Origin of the sequence: Devosia sp. (genome assembly GCF_035944845.1) — a bacterium.
GTDB lineage: Bacteria > Pseudomonadota > Alphaproteobacteria > Rhizobiales > Devosiaceae > Devosia_A.
Window position 1 is genome coordinate 1 of sequence record NZ_DASZAW010000047.1, and the last position, 25,300, is coordinate 25,300.

A 25,300-nucleotide genomic window follows, 5' to 3' on the forward strand; every position below is an offset into this window, starting at 1 on the left:
GGCGATCGTCGATCCACTTCTCGACGACGTTACCGGGGACGTAGCTGGATTCGTGAGCCATTCTGACGCGTCCCCTTAACCGATCTTCACGAGCGTGTCGGAAATGAATTCATAGGGCGGCAGCACCAGGTTGGTCGGCGCCGGGCCCTTGCGGATACGGCCGGCAGTGTCGAACTGCGAGCCGTGGCAGGGGCAGGCCCAGCCGTTGTAATCGCCGGAATCGCCCACCGGGATACAGCCGAGGTGGGTGCAGTTGGCGATCATGATCAGCCACTGCTCGTGGCCGGGCTTGGTGCGCTGCTCGTCGGTCGCCGGATCCTTGAGGTCCGACATCGGGACGGCCTTGGCTTCGGCAATCTCTTCGGCGGTGCGGTGACGCACGAACACCGGCAGGCCGCGCCACTTGATGGTGACCGACTGGCCCTCTTCGATGCCCGACAGATCGAACTCGATGCTGGCCAGCGCCAGCACGGACGCATCGGGGTTGAGCTGATTGATCAGCGGCCAGGTCACCCCGGCAACGCCCACCGCGCCTACGGCGCCAGCCGCGATATAGAGGAAATCGCGCCGACCCGGTTTGGGGTCGTCCTGATGTGCCAGATTGGATTGCGTCGCCAAGGTAAGCTTCCGTCTGTTGTGTCTTGATCAGCGCCTCGGTGCCCGTTGGCGTAGGGCCACATAGCCAAAGCCAACCCCCGCCCTCAACAGCGCGTGATTTGGGCGTTCTTTTGACACTATGAATGGGGCTTGTCCAGCCGGACTCAGGGTGACTTTCCCCCGATGCGACACTATAGCAACCGCCAAAAACCTTACCGCTTTACTCAAGAAATCCGGTGCGAAAAACCCGATGATCGATCTGGCTCTCTATCAACCCGATATCGCGCAGAACACCGGCACCCTGCTCCGCCTCGGCGCCTGCCTCGGCGTCATGGTCCACATCATCCACCCCACGGGCTTTCAGTTCTCGCCGCGCTCGATCCGGCGCGGCGCCCTCGATTACCTGGAACATGCGCTGTTCACCGAGCACGACAGCTATGCCCACTTCGATGCCTGGCGCCGCGCCGCGGGCCGCCGACTGGCGCTCCTGACCACCAGGGCCGGCGTTTCGGCCTATGCCGCCAGCTACCGGCCTGGCGATATCCTGCTGCTCGGCCGCGAGTCGGCCGGCGTCCCCGATAGCGTGGCTGCCGATGCCGAGCTTCGGGTGCGCATCCCCATGCGACAAGATATGCGCTCGCTCAACGTGGCCGTGGCCGGCAGCCTCGTGCTAGGGGAAGCGCTGCGACAGACCAACGGTTTTGCAGCCCTCTCATGACCTTACCCGCCGACATTGAATCAAAAAAGCAAGTGGCCGCGGCCTGGTTCCGCAGTTTCCGCGACCAGCTCTGCCACAGTCTCGAAACCGTCGAGGCAGAAGTCACCGGCCCGCACGCCGATCGACCGGCCGGCAGGTTCGAGATCGAGCCCTGGCAGCGCGAGGCCGGCGGCGGTGGCGAGATGGGCCTGTTGCATGGCCGGGTGTTCGAGAAGGCCGGCGTCCACATTTCCACCGTGCACGGCCACTTCTCCGAGGAATTCGCCCGCCAGATGCCGCATACCGAGGCGGGCACCGAGTTCTGGAGCGCCGGGGTCTCGGTGATCATCCACCCCTGGAACCCCCACGTTCCCGCCGCGCACATGAACACCCGGATGATCGTCACCGGCAAATGGTGGTTCGGCGGCGGCGGCGACCTGACCCCGGTGCTCGATCGCCGGCGCACCCAGGACGACCCTGACAGCATCGATTTTCACGCCGCCTACAAGGCCGCCTGCGAGGCGCACGGCGTCGACTACGCCGCCTACCGGAAATGGTGCGACGAGTATTTCTACCTGCCGCATCGCCAGGAGCCGCGCGGCATCGGCGGCATCTTCTACGACCAGCACAATTCCGGCAGCTGGGACAACGACTTCGCCTTCACTCAGGATGTCGGCCGCGCCTTCCTCGACGTCTACCCTCGTCTTGCCCGCCGCAATTTCGAAACCCCGTGGACCGAGGCTGACCGCAACGAGCAGTTGATCCGCCGCGGCCGCTATGTCGAGTTCAACCTGCTCTACGATCGCGGCACCACGTTCGGGCTGAAGACCGGCGGCAACGTGACGTCGATCCTGTCGTCGATGCCCCCTGAGGTTCGGTGGCCGTGAGAGTCCACGGCTTATGGCGTTAGGCTAGGTCAGCGCAGAAAGAGTACCCCCCACCCTGTCCCTCCCCCGCAAGGGGGGAGGAGACCAAAACACTGGCGTTGGTGAGGGCGTCTCCCTCCCCCTTGCGAGGAGGGGACAGGGGTGGGGGTACTCTTCCCGCACCGGCCTATCAGCCGGGTGAGCCCCCTTACCAACCTTGCCGAAGCTTAAGCCGCCGGAAACTACCGGCGCGGCTGAACCGCTCCTAGATCCTACGGGCCGGTGCAGACGCGCACCCCCGAACGGTTCCAGCCAGCGCAACGGAACCGCGCTTCAGCTTCGCTGCATGTGGAGTTCAAGATGAACAAAGCTCTGACAGGTCTTGCGGCTACGGCCGCAGCAATCCTAATCGCCGCCCCGGCCTTCGCTTCGGCCCCGGCCTTCTCGCTCGCCGCGCCCAATAGCGGCATGTCGGTCGACAGTTTCGATCCGCAGGTCCAGGTGTTCAACCGCCAGGATATTGCCGACCTGCTGCACGCCCGGTCGGTGTCGGTGGTGAAGTTCGATACCGCCTGGAACGATGGCGGCGACGCCACCAAGGCGTTCGATGCGGTCAACGACAGCGACCAGTCGATACACCTGCTGCGCGAGGCGCTGAAGGCCGATCCGGCGGCGATGCGGCTCCTGGCCCAGAACCACATTGCGGTCAACCAGGTGATCGACATCGCGCCCACCGGCAATGGCGCGGTGCAGCTCTATATCTCTTAGCCGACTCAAGCGGCCTGTCCTCGAGCAGGACGGGCCGCTTCATTCCTTTCCCCGGTCGCGTTACATCATTCGTTCGAGGATGGAACGAGCCGGCCGATGACCCTGACCGATGTAGAGATAAAAGGCTTCCGATCGGTTCGGAGGCTCCGCCTGCCGCTCCGCCAGCTCACCGTGCTGATCGGCGGCAACGGTGTCGGCAAGACCAACCTCTATCGCTCGCTCGAACTGCTGCACGCCTCCGCCAAAGGCACGCTCGCCGACGAGATCGCCCGCGAGGGCGGCCTCGGTTCGATCTTCTGGGCTGGCGGCAAGAACCTCACGACCGATGGCAGCTTCGATCCGATGTACCGCACCGATGGCTACCGCGCGCATGAAGGTGGTAACCGGCTGACGCTCGAGGCTCGCCTGGAACTGGAGGAGTTCCTGCCCACCTACCGGATCGAACTCGGCTTCCCGACGCCCGATGCCGCCGCCTTTCCCACCGAGGCCCAGATCAAGACCGAAACGATCGAGCTTCGGCAGGGCAAGCGTCCGGTCGCCCTGCTCGAACGCAAGAACAACGCCGTGTTCGCTCGGGCGAGCGGCGGCCAGCGCGAACTGATCGACGAGCGGGCGCTGGCCAGTGAAACCGCGCTCTCGACCGTCCGCGGCGGCTATCCGGAGATTGCCGTAGTGCGACAGGAGCTGGGCAACTGGCGCTTCTTCCATGGTTTCCGCACCGATCCGGATTCGGCGCTGCGTCGACCGTCGCGCGCCGTCACGTCGCCGATGCTGGCGTCGAGCGGCGAGAACCTCGCATCGGTCCTCGCCACGCTGCGCCATGTGCGCGGCGAGACCGTCGACCTCGACGCAACCATCGCCGCTGCCTTCCCCGGCGCCGAACTGGTCGTGCCGCCACCTGATGAGTTCGCGCGCTTCGGCATGGTTTTCCCCGAAACGCCCAAGCGAACGTTCTGGGCACACGAGCTCTCCGACGGCACGCTGCAGTTCCTCGCCCTGATGGGCGCCCTGCTCTCTTACCGGCTGCCGCCCTTCATCGCACTCAACGAACCCGAGGCGAGCCTCCACCCCAGCCTCTTGCCGGCGCTCGCCAACACGATCGTCAAGGCGGCAGAGCGCGCCCAGATCTGGGTGGTCACCCATTCCCAGCCCTTGGCCGACGCCATTGCGGAAGCGAGCGGCATCGTGCCGCGCGAAGTGATCCGCACCGCGGACGGCACCGCCATTCGTGGTCTCAGCCCACTCGGAGTCTTCGACGATGAGTGATCAGCCGTGCGGCCGGGTGACGGTGAAGCCGCGCACGACGTCGCCGAACTCGGGGGGCAGCGGCACGCCGAAGCTCGTGCCGAGCGTCCGCACCGCGGCATAGTCGACTTTGCTGCTGATGCTCATGTCGACCAGCATGTTGATCGCCTCGCGTGGGGTCCGCGTTTCCTTGTAGGGCCGGCTCTCGACCAGTGCCGCGAAGATATCGCAGACCGTCAGGATACGGGTCAGCGGCCCGATCTGTTCTCCCTTGAGCCTGTCGGGGTAACCGCTGCCATCGAGCGCTTCGTGGTGGTGCCGTACCGCATCGAGCACCAGCGGCGACACGTTGCCGTGCTTGCGGAGATAGTCGAAGCCGGCGCCGGGATGCAGCTTCACCGCTTCGAACTCTTCCGGCGTCAGTTTCCCTGGCTTGTCGAGGATGTGCCGCGGGATCACTGCCTTGCCGACATCGTGCAGCAGCGCAGCGTTCATCAGCGCCGCCGCCTGACCGCCGCCGAGCTTGGCCCCCCTGGCAAAGCCGGCTGCGACGCCCGTCACCAGCAGGCAATGCTGGAACGTCCCTTCATGGTGCTGGCGCACCGAGGCGAGCCAGGCATCGGCGCCCACCGCCCTGACGCTGGCGAGGACACCGGCCGCCGCCTGCGACACCGCCTGCAGCGACATCGGTGCGTCGCTCAGCATGCTCTCGAACAGTGCTTCGAGCGAGCGCTCCGCTTCAACGATCGATGCACCGCCAGCGTCGGCACGAAGCGCCGCTTCCGCGGCTGGTGTGCGAGGCGCCCGTCCCGTCACCGAGTACTCGCGGCGCAGCGCGTTGAGCGCATACTTGCGCACCATGTGCCGCGTTGCGCCCAGTGCGTTGGCCTGCACCCGCAGCACCCGTTCGCTTGCTCCCTCGTCGACCAGGAAGGTCCGCGCCTTGATCGCCGGCACACGGTCGAGCGCGTGCTTGAGTTGCCCCACCGAGTTCATGTCGCGCAGGTCGACATCCACCACCACCTGCTCGGCGTCGGCCAGATCATCGAGCGTCAGGTCGGAAAGCAGATGCATAGGCGCACCCAGCTGTCCGGCCATCGCTTTGCCATGTCCCTCCCAGTGCGGGTCGCACACGAAGACGACCGTGCCTCGGTCTGTCGGCTCTGATCTTTGCGGCACTTTGCCCTTCGTCGACGAAAATCTTGCCTCGCTAAGATCATCTAGGCCGGACATTCCTAGCTGTTTGATGAATCTTTGAATGCAATTGAGCACGTATTGCCGCGGAAGCGTCGGCCCCGCCCTTGCCGCATTCCTGTGGCCTGATGGCCTGCCACCAACGATGGAGAGATGATCATGAAGTCGTTCGAATGTGGCACCCTGGTTCCCGGCTGCACCTGGCATACCCAGGCCGAGGACTCTGCCGAAATCGTCCGCCGCGCCGCCGAGCACCTGCGCAATGCGCATGGCGAAGAGGTGATCCGCCCCAACATGGTCGACGAGATCAAGGCCCGCGTCCACGAAAAGGACGAAGCGGTGCATTGACGGGACCCTCTCCCATCGGGGGGCACTATCTTGCCCCCCAAGGGGAAGAACCGAGCTGCCGGCTGACCACAAAAAGCCACCAAAAACTCGGTGTCATCCCAGCGAAAGCTGGGACCCATCTCACCGCCCGCGTCACCTGATGGTTGGGTCCCAGCTTTCGCTGGGATGACAGCCGTGGGTGGGAGAGTCTGGTGGCACCTGTCACCCCAAGAAGGGGTTTAGCCCCCTACTCCCCCACCATCCCCAGCAGCGCCGCGCGATCGAGAACGAACCCGCTCTCGATCCAGGCGCGTTCGAGCCGTTCCAGCTCCGCCCCGAGTTCGGGCCCGGCCTGCATGCCGACCCCCATCAGGTCGTTGCCGCGGATCGGGAAGCGCGGCACGTCGAGCCGCTGCAGCTGTTCGAGAACGGCGAGCTTGCCCGCATCACCCCAGTTCGACAGCGTCGCCGCCACCTCGATGCCGTCTGCCAGGGCACCGGGGTGCCGATAGGCGGCTTCGTTCAGGCTGAACTCGGCGATCAGCCGCGCCGCCGAGAGGATCGACTGGGCGGCGGCGATGTCATCGTTCGACAGCCGCCACATCGCCTGCAGCCGTTCGGGCGCAACCTCCGACATGACGATGGCCAGCCGCGCCGCATATTCGGGTTTCCGCGCCCGCCGCTCATAGCTGTGCAGCAGCCGGATCATCGCTTCGGGCAGCGGCAGGATCTCCGCCTCGCGCATCGCCTTGAGCGTATTGGCGATCCGCGGCAGCGCCAGCATGCGCCGCATTTCCGCCCCGACCCGCTCGGCCGCCAGCCGCTCCAGCGTTCCTGCCGCCGCAGCACAGGCGGCCAATCCATCGGCATCGAACTGCTCGCCGGCATGGCTCGCCGAGAAGCGGAAGAAGCGGTAGACGCGCAGCCGGTCTTCGGCGATCCGCTCGGCCGGCTTGCCGATGAACCGCACCTTGCGGGCGAGGCAATCCGCCACCGCGTGCAGCGGATCGAACAATGTGCCGTCCATGCCGGCATAGAGCGCGTTGAGGGTGAAATCCCGGCGCAGCGCATCCTGGCGCCAATCGGTGCCGAACCGAACTACGGCGTGCCGGCCGTCGGTCTCGACATCCTCGCGCAGCGTCGTCACTTCCGCCGTCATGTTATCGAGCTTCAGCGTCACCGTGCCGTGCTCGATGCCAGTCGGATAGACCGCAAGCCGGGCGCGCTCAGCCCTCAGCGTCACCTCTTCGGGCCTGAGCTCGGTCGCCATATCGATGTCGGAGTTGTCGCGTGGCAAATCGAGCAGTGTGTCGCGCACGATCCCGCCCACCACCCGGGTCCGCCCTTCGGCGCCATCGAGCAAAGCCAGCATGCGCTGCGTTTGTGGCCGCATCAGCCACTCGGCGCGCCTCAGGCGTTCGTCGATGTCTCCCCGTTTGTTCAACCGCCCTCCGGGCTTGTATCCTGCTCTGGGCTCAGCGCCAGATCGTGGAAGCGACGTGTAAGGTTCGCTGTTATGCCCCAGATGACAAGCCCGCTATGCTCGATTTGCCAGGTCGAGTGCTCGCGTCCGCCCCGCTTGATGTGGAAGGTCGAGTAGCTGCCCGGCGTCATCAGGTAGTCGAGCGGTACCTCGAACACCGAGCGCACCTCGCCCGGGTTGGGGATGAACGGCTTGCTCGGCTCGACCACCGCCACCACCGGGGTGATCAGGTAATTGGTGCCGGTATAGTAGAGCGGCATGAAGCCGAGCACCTTCGCTTCGCTACGCTCGAGCTGCACTTCTTCCCAGGCTTCGCGCAGCGCCGCATCGGCGGCATCGCTATCGGTGGGGTCGACCTTGCCACCCGGAAAGGCAATCTGCCCCGAATGCGACCGCAACTCCGGCGAGCGCTCGGTATAGAGGATCGACAACCCCTCAGTGCGCTTGACCAGCGCGATCAGCACCGCTGCCGGCACCGGCGGGCGGCCCGGCGGGGTATCCGGCACCCAGTCGGGCAGCATGCCGGCCGACGCGTCGAACGCTTCCGGTTCGCGCAGCAGCCGGCTGGCGATTCTGGTGATCAGCGCGTCGTCGGTCAGGGCCTGCACTCCGGAACGTCTCCCCCGGTACTGGCAGACTTTTCCGCTAAGGTCATGCGCCAAATCAACAACGTCGAGCCATCCGCTCCCTGCTGCCTATTTCAACAGGTTGTCGACCTCGCCGGCAACGGTGCCTTCAAGCCCGGGATTTCGCACGGGGTTTTGAGGGCGCGACCTGGCCGCGCCCTTCACCGGGATGGGCGACGCCTCAAGCCTTGTTCTTGTTGTACAAATCGAAGAACACCGCAGCGAGCAGCACCACGCCCTTGATCATCTGCTGCAGGTCGATGTTGATGCCCATGATCGACATGCCGTTGTTCAGGACGCCCATGATGAAGGCGCCGATCACCGCGCCGGCGACCTGGCCGACGCCACCCAGCGCCGAGGCGCCGCCGATGAACACCGCCGCGATCACGTCGAGCTCGAGCCCCTGCCCGGCCTTCGGCGTCGCCGAGTTGAGCCGCGCCGCGTAGATCATGCCCGCGAGCGCCGCGAGCGCACCCATGATGGCGAAGATGTAGAACGTCAGCCGCTCGGTCTTGATCCCCGACAGCGCCGCCGCCTTGGGGTTGCCGCCGATGGCATAGATGCGGCGGCCGAAGGTCAGCCGCTTGGTGAGAAAGACGAAGCCGGCGATCAGGATGCCCATCACCACCAGGACGTTCGGCAGGCCTTTGTAGGAGGCGAGCATATAGGTGAAGAATAGCACCAAAGCCGCGATCACGATGTTCTTGGCCGCAAACAGCGCGAAGGGCTCGGTCTCGTAGCCGCGCGCCGTGCGGCGGGCCCGGGTGCGGATCGACAGGAGGATCATGCCAACCACTGCGACGATGCCGATGGCGAGCGTCGCCCCGTGCAGTACCAGGGGTTGCACGCCCTGGCTCGCCGGCACCAGGGTGATGGCGCCGATGAAATCGGGGATGAACCCCGCCGACAGCAGCTGGAACTCGGCCGGGAACGGGCCGACCGACTGGCCGGCGAGGATCGACAGCGACAGGCCCTTGAAGATCAGCATGCCGGCGAGCGTCACGATGAAGCTCGGAATGCGGTAATAGGCGATGAGATAGCCCTGCGCCGCGCCGATCGCCGCCCCGACCACGAGGCAGATGAGGCCGGCGACGATCGGATTGGCGAGGAAAGCCAGCTCCGGCGGGAACTTCCAGCCGACCATCAGCATGGCGGCGAGCGCGCCGATAAAGCCCGACACCGAGCCGACGCTGAGGTCGATATGGCCGGCGACGATGACCAGCAGCATGCCCAGCGCCATCACGATGATGTAGCTGTTCTGCAGGACGATATTGGTGAGGTTCAGCGGCTTGAACAGCACGCCGCCGGTCGTCCACTGGAAGAACAGCATGATCAGGATCAAGACCAGCAGCAGGCCGTATTCGCGCAGGTTCGCTTGCAGAGCGCCCCAGATCGAAAGCGGCGCAGCGGCTTCTGCCGGGGTTGCAGCCTGCGGTGCGGTTTCGGTCGTCATGATGCAACTTTCCCTTCGGCGCGCACGATGGCGCGCATGATCTTTTCCTGGCTCGCCTCGGCGGTCGGCATTTCGCCGACCAGCCGGCCCTCGTTCATCACGTAGACGCGGTCGGTAATGCCGAGCAGCTCCGGCATCTCCGAGGAGATGACGAGGATGGCTTTGCCCTGCGCGGCGAGCTGGTTGATGATGCTGTAGATTTCATACTTGGCGCCGACATCGATGCCGCGGGTCGGCTCGTCGAGGATCAGCACTTCCGGATTGGCGAACAGCCACTTGGACAGCACCACCTTCTGCTGGTTGCCGCCCGACAGGTTCCCCGTCGTCTGGTAGACGCTGGAGGACCGGATATTGGTCTTCTTGCGATAGTCGTTCGCCACGTCGAGCTCGGCGAGATCGTCGATCACCCCCCAGCGCGATACGCCCACGAGGTTGGCGAGCGTGGTGTTGTGCTTGATGTGGTCGATCAGGTTGAGCCCGAAGGTCTTGCGGTCCTCGGTGGCATAGGCGATGCCGTGCGACACTGCCTTCTCGACCGTCGAGGTATCCACCTTTTTGCCGTGCAGCAGTACGTCGCCGGTGACCTTCACGCCGTACGATCTGCCGAACAGGCTCATCGCGAACTCGGTGCGGCCCGAGCCCATCAGGCCGGCAATGCCGACCACCTCGCCCTTGCGAACGTTCAGGTCGATGCCCTTGATCACTTGCCGGTCGCGATGCTGCGGGTGATAGACCGACCAGTTCTTCACCTCGAACACGACTTCGCCGATGTTGGGCGTACGTGCCGGGTAGCGGTCTTCGAGTGAGCGCCCGACCATCGAGGTGATGATCCGATCTTCGCTGATTTCGGCCTTTGTCATCGTCTCGATGCTGCGCCCGTCGCGGATGACGGTAATGCGATCCGAGACCTTCGAGACTTCGTTGAGCTTGTGCGAGATCAGGATGCAGGAAATGCCCTGCGCCTTGAAGCCGAGCAGCAGCTCGAGCAGCGCCGCACTGTCCTTTTCGGAAAGGCTGGCCGTCGGCTCGTCGAGGATCAGGAGCTTCACCTGCTTGGAAAGCGCCTTGGCGATCTCGACCAGCTGCTGCTTGCCGGTGCCGATATTGGTGACGAGCGTATCGGGATCTTCGTTGAGCCCGACCTTCTTCAGCACCGTCCGGGCGCCCTCGCGGGTCTCGTCCCAGTCGACGACGCCGGCCTTGGCACGCTCATTGCCCAGGTAGATGTTCTCGGCGATCGACAGGAGCGGCACCAGCGCCAGCTCCTGGTGGATGATGACGATGCCCTTGTGCTCGCTGTCGCGGATCGAGCGAAAGTGGCATTCCTCGCCGTTGTAGATGATCTGGCCCTCATAGGAGCCATAGGGGTAGACGCCGGAGAGCACCTTCATCAGCGTCGATTTGCCGGCGCCGTTCTCGCCGACGATCGCGTGGATCTCACCGGCACGGATATCGAGATTGACGTTCTGGAGCGCCTTCACACCCGGGAAGGTCTTGGTGATGTCACGCATCTCCAGGATGACGTCACGCGTGGTGTCGGGCATCGGCTGGCCTTTGCTGCAGGCAAAACCGGGCTGCTCGAAAGCGCCGCGGTTCGGACGTTTTACTTGATGGCGTAAGAAGCGAAAAGGGCCCCGCGTCGCCGCGAGGCCCCCGGAATCCTGAGGATTACTTCAGGTCTTCCGCCTTGATGTAGCCCGAGTCCACCACCAGCGCCTGGTAGTTGGTGGCATCGACGTCGTGCGGGACGAGCAGGATCGACGGAACGACCTTGACGCCGTTGTCATAGGTCTTGGTGTCGAGGCCTTCCGGCGTGCCGCCGCCGACGACGGTGTCGACGAGCGCGGCAGTGGTCGCGGCCAGTTCACGAGTGTCCTTGAACACGGTCGAGTACTGCTCGCCGGCGATGATCGCCTTGACCGAGGGGACTTCGGCGTCCTGCCCGGTGATGATCGGCCAGGCCTGCTCGGCCGAACCGTAGCCGACGCCGCGCAGCGACGAGATGATGCCGCGGCTCAGCCCGTCATAGGGAGCGAGCACGCCATCGACGCGGCTGCCGTCCGAGTAGTTGGCGCTGAGGATGTTGTCCATGCGGGCCTGCGCCACGGCGCCGTCCCAACGGAGCGTACCGACCTTGTCCATGCCGGTCTGGCCCGACTTGATGACGATGTCGCCCGCATCGATCAGCGGCTGGATAACGCTCATCGCGCCGTCGTAAAAGAAGAAGGCGTTGTTGTCGTCGGGCGAGCCGCCGAACAGTTCGACGTTCCACGGCTTGGTGTCGGGGAAGCGTTCCTTCAGGCCCTTGACCAGCGAGTTGGCCTGCAGCACGCCGACCTGGAAGTTGTCGAAGGTGGTGTAGTAGTCGACATTGGCGCTTTCGCGGATCAGGCGATCATAGGCGATGACCTTGATCCCCGAGTCGGCAGCCTGCTGCAGCACGGCGCTGAGCGTCGTGCCGTCGATCGAGGCGATCACCAGGGCCTTCACGCCCTTGGTCACCATGTTCTCGATCTGGGCGAGCTGGTTCGGAATGTCGTCTTCGGCATACTGCAGGTCGACGCTGTAGCCCTTGCCCTCGAGGGCGGCCTTCAGCGAGTCACCGTCCGAAATCCAACGGAGCGACGACTTGGTCGGCATGGCAATGCCGATGGCGCCCTTGTCCTGGGCAAACGCCTGGCCGGAGAGCGCGATGGCGCCCACGGTGACGGCGGTCATAAGAAGCTTCAAGGCTTTCACTGGTTTCCTCCCGGGTAAACCTTGGTGACGGAACCGCACGCGGGACGTGCCGTGCGCGGGGAGGAAAGGTTACGGAAGGCAACCATCGCAGCTGTTGGGCTGCGCGGTCCGTATCGCCTGCCGGGCACCCGGTGGCGACGCCTCCCAAAACGCCCGTATCAGGGGCATTTCGCGCGTCCTCCAACGCGCCGGCGGAACCTAGAGTAATCAGATATCGCTGTAAAGATGTCCCCAGATGGCCTTCCCGGGAACTGCTCGGGGAGCATTCATCCTTGCCCAAATTGCTATGTCTGCATTACAATTCGACGTTGAGGAGGGCATCGGACAGACGACAAAGTTCGCGCCGACGCCGCATAACATATCAGATAGGTGTGAGGGGAATGGCCCGAAGCGACGTGACCGCCGGCCCGGAGGAATATCCATTGACCGCCGCCGAACGGGTGGCCAACGAGTTGACCGAAATCATCCTCGGCGAACTCTCACCCGGCGCCAGCATCCCGGCCGAGGCCGATATCGCGGCGCGCTTCGAAGTCAGCCGGCTGACGGTGCGCGAAGCGGTGAAAATGCTGGTCGGGCGCGGTCTGCTGCATATCGGCCGCGGCCGTCGCGCCGTGGTGCGCGAGCCCGACAGCTCGGTGTTCGCGGCGCTGCTGGTTTCGATCGTCCGCAACGACCCCAAGGGTTTGTTCGACCTGATCGAGCTCCGCATGGCGATGGAATCGCTGTCATCGGGCCTCGCCGCCAAGCGCGCCAGCCGCGCCGGCGTCCAGGCGATCGACGCCGCCATGCGAGACATGCGCGCCTCGGCGGCCGAAGCGGCCGATGGCGAGAACCCCGAGGCCGAGGCACGCTTCCACGAAAGCGACCTGCAGTTCCACGAAGCCATCGCCATGGCGAGCGGCAACCGCGTCATCGCCTTCATCTTCGAAGCCATGGCCAAACCCTTGCGCGAAAGCTTCGTGATGAGCCGCCGCGGCCAGACCCTGCGCGGCGCCGGCCGCGTCGAAACCGTGGAAGCCCACCAGGCCATCCTCGACGCCATCCGCGCCGGCGACCAGCGCGCCGCGGTCGAGGCGATGCGGGCGCACTTGAAGAGTACGGAGTTGGATATCCGCTCACACCTCGCGAGTGGGGTGGCGGCGGCCTAGGTCTGCGTGTGGGGCGCCCCTCACCCTGACCCTCTCCCCTGAGGGGAGAGGGCAAGCGCAGCTTACGAGCGTCAGCGAGTTAGCGAAGCTCGGGTGAGGGGTTCAGCCTCTCCGCGTGCTGGCTCGTCCAGCTTATGGCACCGCTTCACCCCTCAACCGGCGCTGCGCGCCACCTTCTCCCCTGAGGGGAGAAGGGAAGAAGCCCCTGCCCCCTACCCGTGATTGATCATCACATGCCGCACTGCCGTGTAGTCCTCGAGCGCATAGACCGACATGTCCTTGCCGTAGCCCGACTGCTTCAGCCCCCCATGCGGCATCTCGTTGACCAGCATGAAGTGGGTATTGATCCACGTACACCCATATTGCAGCCGTGCCGCCGTCTGCATCGCCTTCGACACATCCCTGGTCCACACCGATGAGGCGAGGCCGTAGTCGCTGTCATTGGCCCAGGCGATGGCATCTTCGGGGTCGGTAAAGCGGGTGATCGACACCACCGGCCCGAACACTTCGCGCCGCACGATCTCGTCCTGCTGCAGCGCCCCGGCAATGACAGTGGGTTCGTAGAAGAACCCGCGGTCGCCCGACATGTGCCCGCCCGCCGTGATCTGGATATGCGGCAGTTCCGAGGCCCGCTCGACAAAGCTCGCCACCCGGTCGCGCTGGCGCTTCGAGATCAGCGGCCCGATCTCGTTGAGCGTATCATCCTGCTGGTTGTACTGGATCGAGCTGGCCGCCGCGCTGAGATCGGCCACCAGCCTGTCGTGGATCTTCGGGCCGGCATAGATGCGGCAGGCCGCGGTGCAATCCTGCCCGGCATTGTAATAGCCGAAGGCCTTCAGCCCGTTCACCACCGCCTCGAGATCGGCATCGTCATAAACGATCACCGGCGCCTTGCCGCCGAGCTCGAGATGCGTGCGCTTCACCGATTTGGCGGCGGCCTGCAGCACCTTCTTGCCGGTGGCGACATCGCCGGTGATCGAGATCATGTTGATCTTGGGGTGGTTGATCAGCGCGTTGCCGACGCTGTCGCCGCGCCCCAGGATGACGTTGACCACCCCCTCGGGCAGCACCTCGGCGAAGACTTTGGCGAGCTTCAGCGCCGTCAGCGGCGTCTGTTCCGATGGCTTGAACACCACGGTGTTGCCGCCGGCAATCGCCGGCGCCAGCTTCCACGCCATCATCATCAGCGGGTAGTTCCACGGCGCGATCGAGCCGACGATGCCGATCGGGTCGCGGCGTACCATCGAGGTATGCCCCGGCAGGTACTCCCCAGCGATCGAGCCCTGCATGTTGCGCACGGCGCCGGCAAAGAAGCGCCAGCAATCGACGATCGCCGGGATCTCGTCGTTCCTCACCGCATTGATCGGCTTGCCGCAGTTCAGCGCCTCGAGCGCCGCAAAGCCGTCGGCATCATCCTCGATCGCCTGGGCAATCCTCAGCAGATAGTTGGAGCGCTGCCCGGGCGTGGTCCGCGACCAGGTGGCGAAGGCTTTCTCCGCCGCCAGCACCGCCTGGTCGATCTGCGTGAGCGACGCCTCGGGGATGCCCCGGATCAGCTCCCCGGTCCTGGGATTGAGCACCTGCTCCTCGGTTTCCGTCCCCGCCTCGAAGCGCGAGCCGATCAGCATTTCGGTGTGCATTTTCTCTCTCCCATAACTCTACTTGTGTGCGAGGGGCTCACCCCCACCCTGCCCTCCCCACAAGGGGGAGGGAGAGGCAAGAACCGAAACCGCGGTCGTCGTCTCCCTCCCCCTTGTGGGGAGGGATCAAGGGTGGGGGTGGCCAAGAGCACTGGATCTGCGCTCACTTCCCCATCCCCGCCACTGTCTGATCGCCGCCGCGGCTGAAATAGAACGCCAACAGGATCGGCAGCAGCGTCACGATCACCACCACCATGGCGACCACGTTGGTCACCGGGCGCTGCCGCGGCCGCACCAGTTCTTCGAGCATCCAGATCGGCAGCGTCTGCTGCTGTCCGGCGGTGAAGGTGGTGACGATCACTTCGTCAAAGCTCAGCGCAAAGGCCAGCATGCCGCCGGCCAGCAAAGCCGTGCCCAGATTGGGGAGGATGACGTAACGAAAAGTCTGGAACTTGTCGGCGCCGAGGTCCATCGCCGCCTCGATCATCGAGCCCGAGGTACGCCGGAAGCGCGCCACCGCATTGTTGTAGACGACGACGATGCAGAAGGTGGCGTGCCCCAGAACGATCGTCCAGAACGAGAACGGGATCTCCATCAGGCTGAACGCCGACCGCAGCGAGATGCCGGTGATGATGCCGGGCAGCGCGATGGGGAGGATCACCAGCAGCGAAATCGTCTCGCGCCCGAAGAACCGGGTCCCCGAAACGGCCGCGGCGCAGAGTGTCCCCAAGACCAGCGCGATCAGCGTCGAGATCGCTGCCACCTGCACGGACAGCGTCAGCGCCTGCCAGACGTCGGCCCGGTTCCACGTCACCTCGAACCACTTCAGCGTCAGCCCCGGCGGCGGCCATTGATAGGTCCGCTCCTCCGACGAGAAGGCATAAAGAAAGATCAGCGCGATCGGCGCCAGCATGAAGAACAGCCCTGCGCCGGCAGCAAGCTTCAGCCCCCAGGGGGCCTTGGCCACATCAGTACGCATGGCCGCCTCCGATATCGAGCGTGGGGCTCACCCCCTCCCAACCTCCCCCGTCGAGGGGGAGGTGCCGGGCGGTGGGCTTGGCGAGACACGAGACACAAACTCGATGGGCACCCTCCCCCCTGCGGGGAGGGTTGGGGAGGGGGGCGCGGAGCCCCGATGCCAATGAGTCAAAGCGCATCGAACGCCCCCATGCGCCTGGCCATCCACAGGTAGAGCCCCATGATGACGATCGGCACCACGGTGAAGGCGGCGGCGAGCGGGATGTTCCCCGCCGTGCCCTGGTGGGCATAGACCGCCTGGCCGATGAAGAAGGCCGAGGTGCCGATGATCTGCGGGATGATGTAATCGCCAAGCGTCAATGAGAAGGTGAAGATCGAGCCCGCGACGATACCGGGCAGCGCCAGCGGAAAGATCACCTTCCAGAACGTCTGCATCGGCGTCGCCCCGAGATCGGACGAGGCATCGAGGAGGTTCGTCGGCACCCGCTCGATCGCCGCCTGGATCGGCAGGATCATGTAGGGCATCCAGACATAGAGAAAGACGAGGAACGTGCCGGTATAGCTGATCGACAGCGAGTTGCCGCCGATCACCGGCAGGCTGAGCCAGGCGTCGAGCACTGGGGTCAGGTGCAACTGCTCGAACACCCAGTTGAGGATCCCCTCCTTGGCGAGGATCAGCTTCCAGGCATAGACCTTGACCAGGTAGCTGGCCCACAGCGGCAGCATGATGCCGAGATAGAACAGCGCCTTCCATTTGCCCCGCGCATAGCGCGCCGCCATGTAGGCGATGGGGAAAGCAATCAGCGCCGAAGCCAGCGTCACCGCCCCCGCCATGGTCACGGTGCGGAGGATTACGTCGAGATTCTGCGGCCTGAGCAGCTCCGCATAGGTCTTGAGCGTGAACTCGTAATTGATCAGCCCCGAGAACTCGTCGATCGAGAAGAAACTCTGCAGCAACAGCGCGAACAGCGAACCGACATAGACGATGCCGAGCCACAGCAAGGCCGGCAGCACCAAGAGGAACACCAGCAGCTTCGGCTGACGCCAGAAATGGTCGCTCAGCGCACCGAGCCAGCCGCGCTGGTTGGGCAGGATCGCGCTCGCGGCAGTGGCGGCGACGGCGCTCATCCCGCGTTCTCCATCAGGTGCAGCGCCTCGCGGGCAAAGCCGATGGTAACGCGGTCGCCTTCGGCAGGCTCATCGGTGCCCGACGCCACCACGGCATGGAGCACGGTCTCGCCCAGCGCGATGCCGACCCGGGTGGTGGCGCCGAGATAGGAGCGCGACACCACCGTGCCGATGAGTGCTGAATGACCGCCCTCGCCGCGAAGCAGGTGGATAGCCTCCGGACGGAGCGAGGCCCAGCGCCGCTCGCCGGCAATGGTTTCGACGAATTCGGGTTCCAGTACGTTGGACGAACCGACGAAATCGGCGACGAAGCGCGAATTGGGTTGGCGGTAGATCGCCTCGGGCGTCCCCACCTGCACCAGCTTGCCGAAATTGAACACCGCCACCCGGTCGGCCATCGACAGGGCCTCGCCCTGGTCGTGGGTGACGAAGATGAAGGTGATGCCCAGCGTCTTCTGCAGCGCCTTCAGCTCGTCCTGCATCTGCTCGCGCAACTTGAGGTCGAGCGCACCGAGCGGTTCGTCCAGCAGCAACACCTTGGGCCGGCTGACGATGGCGCGGGCCAGCGCCACGCGTTGTCGCTGCCCGCCCGAGAGCTGGCCGGGCCGGCGATCGCCATAGCCGCCGAGCTTCACCAGCTCCAGCGCCGCCTCGGCCTCGCGAGCCCGGGTCGGCTTGTCGACCTTTTTCAGCATCAGCGAGAATTCGACGTTCTCGCGCACATTCATGTGCGGGAACAGCGCGTAGTCCTGGAACACCGTGTTGACGTTGCGCCGATAGGGCGGCACGCCCTCCACGGCCTCGCCGAAGATGCGGATCTGCCCTGCAGTCGGCTGCTCGAACCCGGCGATCAGCCTCAGACAGGTGGTCTTGCCCGAGCCCGAGGGGCCGAGCATGGCGAAGAACTCGCCCTCCCCGACCTCGAGATCGACCTCGTCGAGAGCTTTCACCGCGCCGAAATGGCGGGAAACGGTCTGGAGGGAAACGGCCGATGTCATGCGTCAGGGAGCCTTTGCGTCACCGGAGGAGCTGTTGGCGGTCCTCGGGATGGTACCGGAGGATTTGCTGGCGCCAATCCCCGGGTTGTCTCGGCGGATTTGCCAAAGCAAATCCCCGGGGGAGGAGGATTTGCCTTGCGGCAAATCCCCTCGGCGTCACCCCCACAACGGCAGAAGCCCACTCGCTGTGGACGCGAGGTTGCGCTGAGCTCCGCCGTCGCGGGAGTGACATTCGCGGGGTGAGGAGACCGGGCGGCGCCCGACCTCCTCGAGCCGATCAACGGCCGCCGATAACCCCGACGTAATCGCTGACCCAGCGGTAATACGGCACGCACTCGCCCGCCTCGCACTTGGCGGTCGGGGTCCGCCAGAAGCGGATCTTGTCGAACTCTTCGTAGCCGTTGGCTGCGCAGCCTTCATCGGTGAGCAGTTCATTGCCCTTGCAGGCGGCCGGCACCGACGGCACCGTGCCGAACCAGGCCGACACATCGCCCTGCACCTTGGGCGAAAGCGAATGCTCCATCCACATGTACGCGCAGTTGGGGTGCGGGCTGTCGGCATGCAGCATCGTGGTATCGGCCCAGCCGGTGATGCCTTCCTCGGGGAAGGTCGAGGCGACCTTGGCGCCTTCGGCCTTCAGCACGTTGACCATGAACGGCCACGACGAGGAAGCGACCACGCCCTCGTTCTTGAAGTCGTCCATCTGAATGAAGGCATCGTGCCAGTAACGGCCGACCAGGGTGCGCTGCACCCGCAGCAGGTCGAGCGCCGCCTTGTACTGGTCCTCGTTCAGCGCATAGGGGTCGGTGATGCCAAGCTCCGGCTTGTGCTTCATCAGGTAGAGCGCCGCGTCGGCAACGTAGATCGGCCCGTCATAGGCCTGTACCCGCCCCTTGTTGGACTTTCCGTCCGGCAGGTCCATCTCTTCGAACACCACGTTCCAGCTGGTCGGCGGCTTATCCCCGAACACCTCGGTATTGTACATCAGCACGTTGGCGCCCCAGACATAGGGCGTGCCGTAATGGGTGCCGTCGACGGTGTGCCAGGCGGCGTTCTGCAGCCGCTCGTCGATGCTCGACCACGACGGGATCAGCGCCGTGTTGATCGGTTGTACGCGCTTGCCGGCGATCAGCCGCAGCGAGGCATCGCCCGAGGCGGTGACGAGGTCGAAGCCGCCCTCGTTCATCAGCGCCACCATTTCGTCCGAAGTGTTGGCGGTTTTCACCGTCACCTTGCAGCCGCTGTCGGCCTCGAACTTGGTGACCCAGTCATAGTTTGGGTCGGTCTCACCGCGCTCGATGTAACCGGCCCAGGCGACGATCGAGACTTCGCCCTCCCCCGCGCCGAGCGACTGCAGCATCTCCTGCGCAGCCACCTGACCGGTGAAGGTCGCAACCATGGTCAAGGCCGTACACGTCTTGAGGATGGATTTCATCGATTTCTCCCTGCTCGGGCAGCGCTCCCAAATGCGCATCATGCCCTTGAGTGCGAGCTTATCGAGCGCTTTGCTATGTGCAAATGCATTCGTCCGGGGGGAGGTATCGGAACTTCCGATAGCAGCAGTTGTCCCAGGCGGGAGCCACTGTTCCCCTCGCCCCTGAGGGGAGAGGGTAGTGTAGCTAGGACCGCAGGTCCGTAGCGGAACTGGGTGAGGGGTTCAGCTTCTCAACGAGCGCTCGCTGCACCGCTGCACCCCTCAACCGGCCTCCGGCCACCTTCTCCCCTGAGGGGGAGAAGGGACGGGGCTGCCAGCGCCGAGGCAAAGCTGCGGGAGTCCCACCCTCACCGCTCCTGCGCTGACCTCCCTCGCGGTGAGTGTTGCTGTTGGGCAAGTCCGATGAAATCGCGTGCCGCCTGGGTCAGCTGGCTGCCGCGCCGCCACACCATCCCCACCTGCACCACCGGCAGTGCGCCGGAAATGTCGCGGCTCTCGATCCGGTCGCCTTCCAGCGACCACGGCCGGTAGACCAGATCGGGCAACAACGCGATGCCGGCGCCGGTGGCGACGAGGCTGCGCACCGCTTCGACCGAGCGGGTGCGGAACGCCACGTTGGGCCGGGCGCTGAACGCGGCGAGGAGCTTTCCGGTATTCTCCTCGGTCTCGTCCACCGTCAGCATGATCAGGGGCTCCGGCACGATATCGGACACCGATATGATGTCGGCCCCGGCCAGCCGGTGCCCCAGCGGCAGCCACAGCCGATAGGGCGAGGTCTCGAAGATTTCGGCCTGCAGCGCCACCCGGTCGCGCAGGTTGGAGATCACCATCACCGCCACGTCGAGCTCGCCGCCGATCAACAGGTGCTCGAGATAGTCGCCATTATCCTCGATCGCCGTGACGTTGACGGTGGGATAGGCCCGCCGGTAGCGGGCCAGGAGGTCCGACAGCACATAGCCGGCGACCAGCGAGGTCACGCCCAGCTGCAGGTTGCCGCCGACGGGTGCCTGCGCCTCGCCGAAGCTGCGCCGCGCATCCGAAACGCTGGCGAGGATGCGGGCGGCGTGGCGATAGAACTGGTGCCCCTTGTGGGTGATGGTCAGCCCGCGCCGGTGGCGCTCGAACAGTGTCACCCCCAGGTCGGATTCCAGCTCCTTGATCGCATCGGTCACCGCCGACTGGCTGATCGACAGCGATTGCGCCGCCCCCGATACCGTCCCCTCCTCGGCGACCGAGATGAAATACTGCAGTTGCCGCAGGGTGAAAGCCATGCCGCACTAAAGCATTGCGTCCGCTGGCGCTCAATCGCTATGGGTGGGCAAAACTCGAGCTTCGGAGGCAAAGTCATGGGCAGCCGCGCCAACACCCTCGCCGCCATCGAGCGCCGCGTCCGCCGCATCGGCCGCCCGTTCGGCGTGAGCCTCCTGGTCGCCGAAAAGCGCAACCCCAAGATCGAGGCACATGGCGGCTACATGCTGCGCGACGACGACACCTTCGAGATCGTCTTCGGCAATGCCGGCTACGATTTCTCCGCCAGCCTCGAGGAAGTCGAGGAGTTCCTGCTGGAATCACGCACCGCCATGCGCGAGGAGATCAAGGGCAAGAAGAAGCGGTAGGGCCTCAGCCGCTCGTCGCTTCGCTCCAAGCGCGCAACCTGCGGTTGCGATACCCCTCATCCGCCCTTCGGGCACCTTCTCCCTCAAGGGGAGAAGGCACTCACACTACTTTCTGTGCGTCGGCTCTTCTGCAAGCTATGTGCTTGACGCGATCACCTTCTCCCCTTGAGGGAGAAGGTGGCCGAAGGCCGGATGAGGGGTATCGCATCGCGTGCGATGCGCGATCCGAGCGGAAGCGAGGAGCGACCCGGCCACCCTCAGCGCAATACCCCCCTCACCCACTCCCGCACCCCGCGCACCCAGCCCACGGCCGCCCGCCAGGCCGGTGTCGACTTCGCCCACGCGATCGCCCGGTCGCGCAGGGCAAACATCCAGCCCAGTAGGCGCGCCAGCCACTCGATCCGCATCAGCGGCTGGTACACCGCATGAAATATCCGCTCGACCACCAGCAGCGACAGCGCGTGTGCGAGCAGCAGCCCGATGGTGCCGGTGACGACGTGGCCGGTGCCGGCCCACCAGATGGCGACCACTTTCATCGGCTCGATAACGACGAACGGCACGCCCAGCGCCACCAGCGCCGCATAAGGCGGCAACCGGCCCAGCCACTCGCCCAGCCGCTGGAACAGCCGCAGCCCGCTGAGCCAGTTGATCAGCGGCCGGAACAGCGGGAACAGCAGCTCGTCGAGCAGCGTGTAGATCACCACCGCGATCGTCACTACCGCCCGCCCGATCGCCCGGATCACGCGCTTTGCTCCGTCATGTTTTCCTCTGCCGCTAAGGAAGGCTAGCCGCGCCGCGCTTCTATGCTATCGTCGTGTCGGGAAGTTTCTGTGCCTCAGTAGCGAGCGTCCGACCGTATGTCGATCAAAGCCGCGATCTATCACCTGACGCACTACAAATACGACCGTCCGGTCGTCCTCCAGCCCCAGATCATCCGGCTCCAGCCCGCCCCGCAATCAAAGACCAAGGTGCTGAGCCACTCGCTGCGGGTGTCGCCGTCGAACCACTTCGTCAACCTGCAGCAGGACCCCTACGGCAACTATCTCAGCCGCCATGTCTTCCCCGAGCCGGTGACCGAACTGAAGATCGAGGTTGATCTTGTCGCCGACATGACGGTCTACAACCCGTTCGATTTCTTCGTCGAGGAGCGGGCGGAGACCTGGCCGTTCGAATACCCCGAGGAACTGCGCGACGATCTGTCGATCTATATGAAGCCGCAACCGGCGGGCCCGCTGCTCACCGAGTTCCTCTCGCGCGTCGATCGCACGCCGATGAACACGGTCAATTTCATCACTGCGCTCAATGCCCGGGTGCAGCGCGAGATCGGTTACATCGTCCGGCTCGAAACCGGCGTGCTCGAGCCCGACGAAACGCTGACCCGCGCCCAGGGCTCGTGCCGCGATTCGAGCTGGCTCCTGGTGCAGGCGCTGCGCCATCTCGGCTTCGCCGCCCGCTTCGTCTCCGGCTACCTGATCCAGCTGAAGCCCGATCTCGTGTCGCTCGATGGGCCTGCCGGCACCGACCACGACTTCACTGATCTGCACGCCTGGTGCGAAGTGTACCTCCCCGGCGCCGGCTGGGTCGGGCTCGATCCCACTTCGGGCCTCCTCGCCGGCGAGAGCCACGTACCGCTCGCCGCCACGCCGCATTATCGCAATGCCGCGCCGATCTCGGGCTTCACCAGCTTCGCCAATGTCGAGTTCGCGTTCGACATGAAGGTGAGCCGGGTGGCCGAGCACCCGCGTATCACCAAGCCCTTCTCCGACGAGAGCTGGGAGCGGCTCAACGCGCTCGGCAAGCGGGTTGACGAGGAACTGGTCAAGCATGATGTCCGTCTCACCATGGGGGGCGAGCCGACCTTCGTATCGATCGACGATTTCGAGGCCGGCGAGTGGAATGCCGATGCGGTCGGCCCGACCAAGCGCGCCAAGGCCGATGCGCTGATCCGGCGGCTGCGCGATCGCTTCGCGCCGGGCGGGCTGCTGCACTATGGCCAGGGCAAGTGGTACCCCGGCGAAACCCTGCCGCGCTGGACTTTCTCGCTCTACTGGCGCCGCGACAACAAGCCGGTGTGGCGCGACGAAAGCCTGTTCGCGCATGAAGGCGTCCTGACCGACGCCAGGCCCGGCGACGACCAGCGGCTGCTGGCCGAGATCGCCGCCAATCTCGGCGTCGGCACCGAAACGATCGACGCCGCCTATGAGGATCCGGGCGAATGGCTGGTCAAGGAAGCCCGCCTGCCGCCCAATGTCGACCCGGCCAATTCCGAACTCGCCGACCCCGAGGCGCGGGCCCGCATGGCGCGCGTGTTCGATAATGGCTTGAACAACCCCACCGGTTACGTCCTGCCGGTGCAGCGCTGGAACGCGATGCCCGATCGCACCAATCGCTGGATCACCGAGAAATGGCGCACGCGTCGTGGAAAACTGTTCCTCGCTGCCGGCGACTCGCCGGTCGGCTACCGCCTGCCGCTGAGTTCGCTGAAGCATGTGGCGCCCACCGCATACCCCCATGTGGTGCCGCGTGATCCGCTGGTCGCCGTGCTCGAGCTGCCCGAGGTCGAGGAGCTGCTGCAACAGCCGGTAGAGGTGCGAGTCGGCCACCACCCGCAGCCTTCAACCTTCACTGCTGACCCCACCATCACCCAGGAGATCACCGAGCAGGTGCTCGACGAGATCGACTCGACCGTGCGCACCGCGATCACCGTCGAGTTGCGAGAGGGCCGGCTCTGCGTGTTCCTGCCGCCGGTCTCGACCGTCGAGGATTATCTCGAGCTGATCGCCGCCTCCGAAGCGGCGGCGAAAACGCTGGGGCTTCCCATCCATGTCGAGGGCTACGCCCCGCCCTATGATCCGCGCCTCAACGTCATCCGCGTCGCCCCCGATCCGGGCGTCATCGAAGTGAACATCCACCCGGCCGCCAGCTGGGAAGAGTGCGTCGCCACCACCACCGCCGTTTACGAGGAAGCGCGCGCCGCCCGGCTCGGCGCCGACAAGTTCATGATCGACGGCAAGCATACCGGCACCGGCGGCGGCAACCACGTGGTGGTCGGCGGCTCCACCCCGGGGGATTCGCCGTTCCTCCGGCGGCCGGACCTGCTGAAGAGCCTGATCCTCCATTGGCAGCAGCACCCCTCGCTCAGCTACCTGTTCTCCGGGCTGTTCATCGGCCCCACCTCGCAGGCGCCGCGCCTCGATGAAGCCCGGCACGACAGCCTCTACGAGCTCGAAATCGCCATCAGGCAGGTGCCGCCGCCCGAGGCTGGCCCGGCGCCCCTGCCCTGGCTGGTCGATCGACTGTTCCGGAACCTGCTCGTCGATGTCACCGGCAACACGCATCGCTCGGAAATCTGCATCGACAAGCTCTATTCGCCCGACGGCCCGACCGGCCGGCTCGGGCTGGTGGAGTTCCGCGGCTTCGAGATGCCGCCCAATGCGCGGATGAACCTCGCCCAGCAACTGCTGGTCCGCGCGCTGATCGCCCGGTTCTGGAAGGCGCCCAAACAGGGCAAGTTCACCCGCTGGGGCACGACGCTGCATGATCGTTTCATGCTGCCGCATTTCGTCTGGGCCGATTTCCTCGACGTGCTGCGGGACCTCAGGGACAACGGCTTCGACCTCGACCCCGAATGGTTCGCAGCGCAGCTCGAGTTCCGCTTCCCGTTCTGCGGCGAGGTGGAAGTCGAGGGCATGAAGCTTACTCTCAACCAGGCGCTCGAGCCCTGGCACGTGATGGGCGAGCAAGGCGCCATCGGCGGCACGGTGCGCTTCGTTGATTCATCGGTTGAACGCCTTCAAGTGAAACTCGAAGGCCTCAACCCCGGCCGCTACCAGGTGACCGCCAATGGCCGCAGCGTCCCCCTGACGCCCACCGGCGATGCCGGCGTCGCGGTGGCCGGCGTCCGCTACAAGGCCTGGCATCCGGCCTCGGGCATGCACCCGGTGCTGCCGGTCAACGCGCCCTTGCATTTCGATATCTACGACACCTGGTCCGGCCGCTCGATCGGCGGCTGCACCTACCACACGGCGCATCCCGGCGGTCGCAACTACGAGACCTTTCCGGTCAACGGCAACGAAGCCGAGGCACGGCGGCTGGCGCGGTTCGTGCCGAACGGGCATACCCCGGGGGCGTTCGTGCCTCCGACGGAGGAGCGCTCGGCGGAGTTCCCGCTGACACTGGATTTGCGGGTGCCGATGTGATCCTGGACAGGCACCGTGCCTCCCAAGACCCCCTTGCATGTTGATTCTCGCCGACTCGTAGCAGGTTCGGTGATCCCCGGTCGGTGGCCGCCGGCCGGGGATCGGATGGGCGGGACCGTCACCCCCTGGGCATAGCACCGTAAGAGAGCTTGGTCCGTTCGTC

General features: G+C 65.3%; 22 protein-coding genes. 8 read left to right on the plus strand and 14 right to left on the minus strand.

Translation table 11 applies throughout. The features are described 5' to 3' along the window. Positions 1-75 precede the first annotated feature (75 nt). Positions 76-600 carry a ubiquinol-cytochrome c reductase iron-sulfur subunit gene (gene petA / locus VGV07_RS07970; protein WP_326868184.1) on the minus strand — a complete coding sequence of 175 codons (525 nt, stop codon included), beginning with the start codon at positions 598-600 and terminating at the stop codon, positions 76-78. A gap of 247 nt (positions 601-847) precedes the next feature. Here petA and VGV07_RS07975 point away from each other — a divergent pair, with 247 nt between their 5' ends. The 4 genes from VGV07_RS07975 to VGV07_RS07990 all read left to right on the plus strand — a co-directional run bounded on the left by VGV07_RS07975 (position 848) and on the right by VGV07_RS07990 (position 4,194). Next, the gene (locus VGV07_RS07975; protein WP_414649923.1) at positions 848-1,315 is read left to right on the plus strand and encodes a tRNA (cytidine(34)-2'-O)-methyltransferase; all 468 of its coding nucleotides are present in this window, start codon (positions 848-850) and stop codon (positions 1,313-1,315) included. Further along, complete coding sequence (gene hemF / locus VGV07_RS07980; RefSeq protein ID WP_326868164.1) at positions 1,312-2,181, plus strand: oxygen-dependent coproporphyrinogen oxidase; 870 nt, start codon at positions 1,312-1,314, stop codon at positions 2,179-2,181. Before VGV07_RS07975 ends, hemF begins: the two co-directional genes overlap by 4 nt. A gap of 339 nt (positions 2,182-2,520) precedes the next feature. After that, complete coding sequence (locus VGV07_RS07985; protein ID WP_326868165.1) at positions 2,521-2,928, plus strand: hypothetical protein; 408 nt, start codon at positions 2,521-2,523, stop codon at positions 2,926-2,928. Between the two features lie 96 nt (positions 2,929-3,024). Continuing rightward, a complete protein-coding gene (locus tag VGV07_RS07990; protein ID WP_326868166.1) occupies positions 3,025-4,194 on the plus strand; it encodes an AAA family ATPase in 1,170 nt (389 codons plus the stop codon). Here VGV07_RS07990 and VGV07_RS07995 read toward each other — a convergent pair whose 3' ends face one another. Further along, positions 4,195-5,247 (minus strand): HD-GYP domain-containing protein, encoded by a 1,053-nt coding sequence (locus VGV07_RS07995; RefSeq protein ID WP_326868167.1) that lies wholly within the window; start codon positions 5,245-5,247, stop codon positions 4,195-4,197. A gap of 279 nt (positions 5,248-5,526) precedes the next feature. On the opposite strand from VGV07_RS07995, the gene VGV07_RS08000 reads away from it, so the two are divergent. Next, a complete protein-coding gene (locus VGV07_RS08000) occupies positions 5,527-5,715 on the plus strand; it encodes a DUF1059 domain-containing protein (RefSeq protein WP_326868168.1) in 189 nt (62 codons plus the stop codon). A gap of 226 nt (positions 5,716-5,941) precedes the next feature. On the opposite strand, the gene VGV07_RS08005 is transcribed toward VGV07_RS08000, so the two are convergent. The 5 genes from VGV07_RS08005 to chvE all read right to left on the minus strand — a co-directional run bounded on the left by VGV07_RS08005 (position 5,942) and on the right by chvE (position 11,995). Continuing rightward, positions 5,942-7,138: a CCA tRNA nucleotidyltransferase gene (locus tag VGV07_RS08005; protein WP_326868169.1), complete on the minus strand. Its 1,197-nt coding sequence runs from the start codon at positions 7,136-7,138 to the stop codon at positions 5,942-5,944. Next, positions 7,135-7,785: a CoA pyrophosphatase gene (locus tag VGV07_RS08010; RefSeq protein WP_326868170.1), complete on the minus strand. Its 651-nt coding sequence runs from the start codon at positions 7,783-7,785 to the stop codon at positions 7,135-7,137. The genes VGV07_RS08005 and VGV07_RS08010 overlap by 4 nt, the downstream gene beginning before the upstream one ends. Positions 7,786-7,984: 199 nt before the next feature. Then, positions 7,985-9,256, minus strand: coding sequence for a multiple monosaccharide ABC transporter permease (gene mmsB / locus VGV07_RS08015; protein WP_326868171.1), 1,272 nt, complete (start codon positions 9,254-9,256; stop codon positions 7,985-7,987). Further along, entirely contained in the window at positions 9,253-10,800 is a 1,548-nt protein-coding gene (gene mmsA / locus VGV07_RS08020; RefSeq protein WP_326868172.1) for a multiple monosaccharide ABC transporter ATP-binding protein, read from the minus strand. Before mmsA ends, mmsB begins: the two co-directional genes overlap by 4 nt. Positions 10,801-10,924: 124 nt before the next feature. Further along, positions 10,925-11,995 (minus strand): multiple monosaccharide ABC transporter substrate-binding protein, encoded by a 1,071-nt coding sequence (gene chvE / locus VGV07_RS08025; RefSeq protein WP_414649924.1) that lies wholly within the window; start codon positions 11,993-11,995, stop codon positions 10,925-10,927. A gap of 380 nt (positions 11,996-12,375) precedes the next feature. Here chvE and VGV07_RS08030 point away from each other — a divergent pair, with 380 nt between their 5' ends. After that, complete coding sequence (locus VGV07_RS08030; RefSeq protein ID WP_326868174.1) at positions 12,376-13,143, plus strand: FadR/GntR family transcriptional regulator; 768 nt, start codon at positions 12,376-12,378, stop codon at positions 13,141-13,143. 212 nt (positions 13,144-13,355) lie between these two features. Here the strand turns inward: VGV07_RS08030 and VGV07_RS08035 are convergent, their stop codons facing one another. From VGV07_RS08035 to VGV07_RS08060, 6 genes are all read right to left on the minus strand, one after another. Next, on the minus strand, positions 13,356-14,783 hold the full coding sequence (locus tag VGV07_RS08035) for a gamma-aminobutyraldehyde dehydrogenase (protein WP_326868175.1): 1,428 nt from the start codon (positions 14,781-14,783) through the stop codon (positions 13,356-13,358). Positions 14,784-14,946: 163 nt separating this feature from the next. Further along, complete coding sequence (locus tag VGV07_RS08040) at positions 14,947-15,762, minus strand: ABC transporter permease (RefSeq protein WP_326868176.1); 816 nt, start codon at positions 15,760-15,762, stop codon at positions 14,947-14,949. Positions 15,763-15,929: 167 nt separating this feature from the next. Further along, positions 15,930-16,889: an ABC transporter permease gene (locus VGV07_RS08045; protein ID WP_326868177.1), complete on the minus strand. Its 960-nt coding sequence runs from the start codon at positions 16,887-16,889 to the stop codon at positions 15,930-15,932. Continuing rightward, complete coding sequence (locus VGV07_RS08050) at positions 16,886-17,887, minus strand: ABC transporter ATP-binding protein (protein ID WP_326868178.1); 1,002 nt, start codon at positions 17,885-17,887, stop codon at positions 16,886-16,888. Before VGV07_RS08050 ends, VGV07_RS08045 begins: the two co-directional genes overlap by 4 nt. 277 nt (positions 17,888-18,164) lie before the next feature. Then, positions 18,165-19,322: an ABC transporter substrate-binding protein gene (locus tag VGV07_RS08055; RefSeq protein ID WP_326868179.1), complete on the minus strand. Its 1,158-nt coding sequence runs from the start codon at positions 19,320-19,322 to the stop codon at positions 18,165-18,167. Positions 19,323-19,669: 347 nt separating this feature from the next. After that, a complete protein-coding gene (locus tag VGV07_RS08060; RefSeq protein ID WP_326868180.1) occupies positions 19,670-20,593 on the minus strand; it encodes a LysR substrate-binding domain-containing protein in 924 nt (307 codons plus the stop codon). A 75-nt stretch (positions 20,594-20,668) separates the two neighbouring features. Here VGV07_RS08060 and VGV07_RS08065 point away from each other — a divergent pair, with 75 nt between their 5' ends. Continuing rightward, entirely contained in the window at positions 20,669-20,938 is a 270-nt protein-coding gene (locus VGV07_RS08065) for a hypothetical protein (protein WP_326868181.1), read from the plus strand. Positions 20,939-21,195: 257 nt separating this feature from the next. On the opposite strand, the gene VGV07_RS08070 is transcribed toward VGV07_RS08065, so the two are convergent. Further along, on the minus strand, positions 21,196-21,681 hold the full coding sequence (locus tag VGV07_RS08070) for a hypothetical protein (RefSeq protein ID WP_326868182.1): 486 nt from the start codon (positions 21,679-21,681) through the stop codon (positions 21,196-21,198). Between the two features lie 114 nt (positions 21,682-21,795). Between VGV07_RS08070 and VGV07_RS08075 the strand changes: the two genes are divergently transcribed. Continuing rightward, positions 21,796-25,137 carry a transglutaminase family protein gene (locus tag VGV07_RS08075; protein ID WP_326868183.1) on the plus strand — a complete coding sequence of 1,114 codons (3,342 nt, stop codon included), beginning with the start codon at positions 21,796-21,798 and terminating at the stop codon, positions 25,135-25,137. Positions 25,138-25,300: the final 163 nt, after the last annotated feature.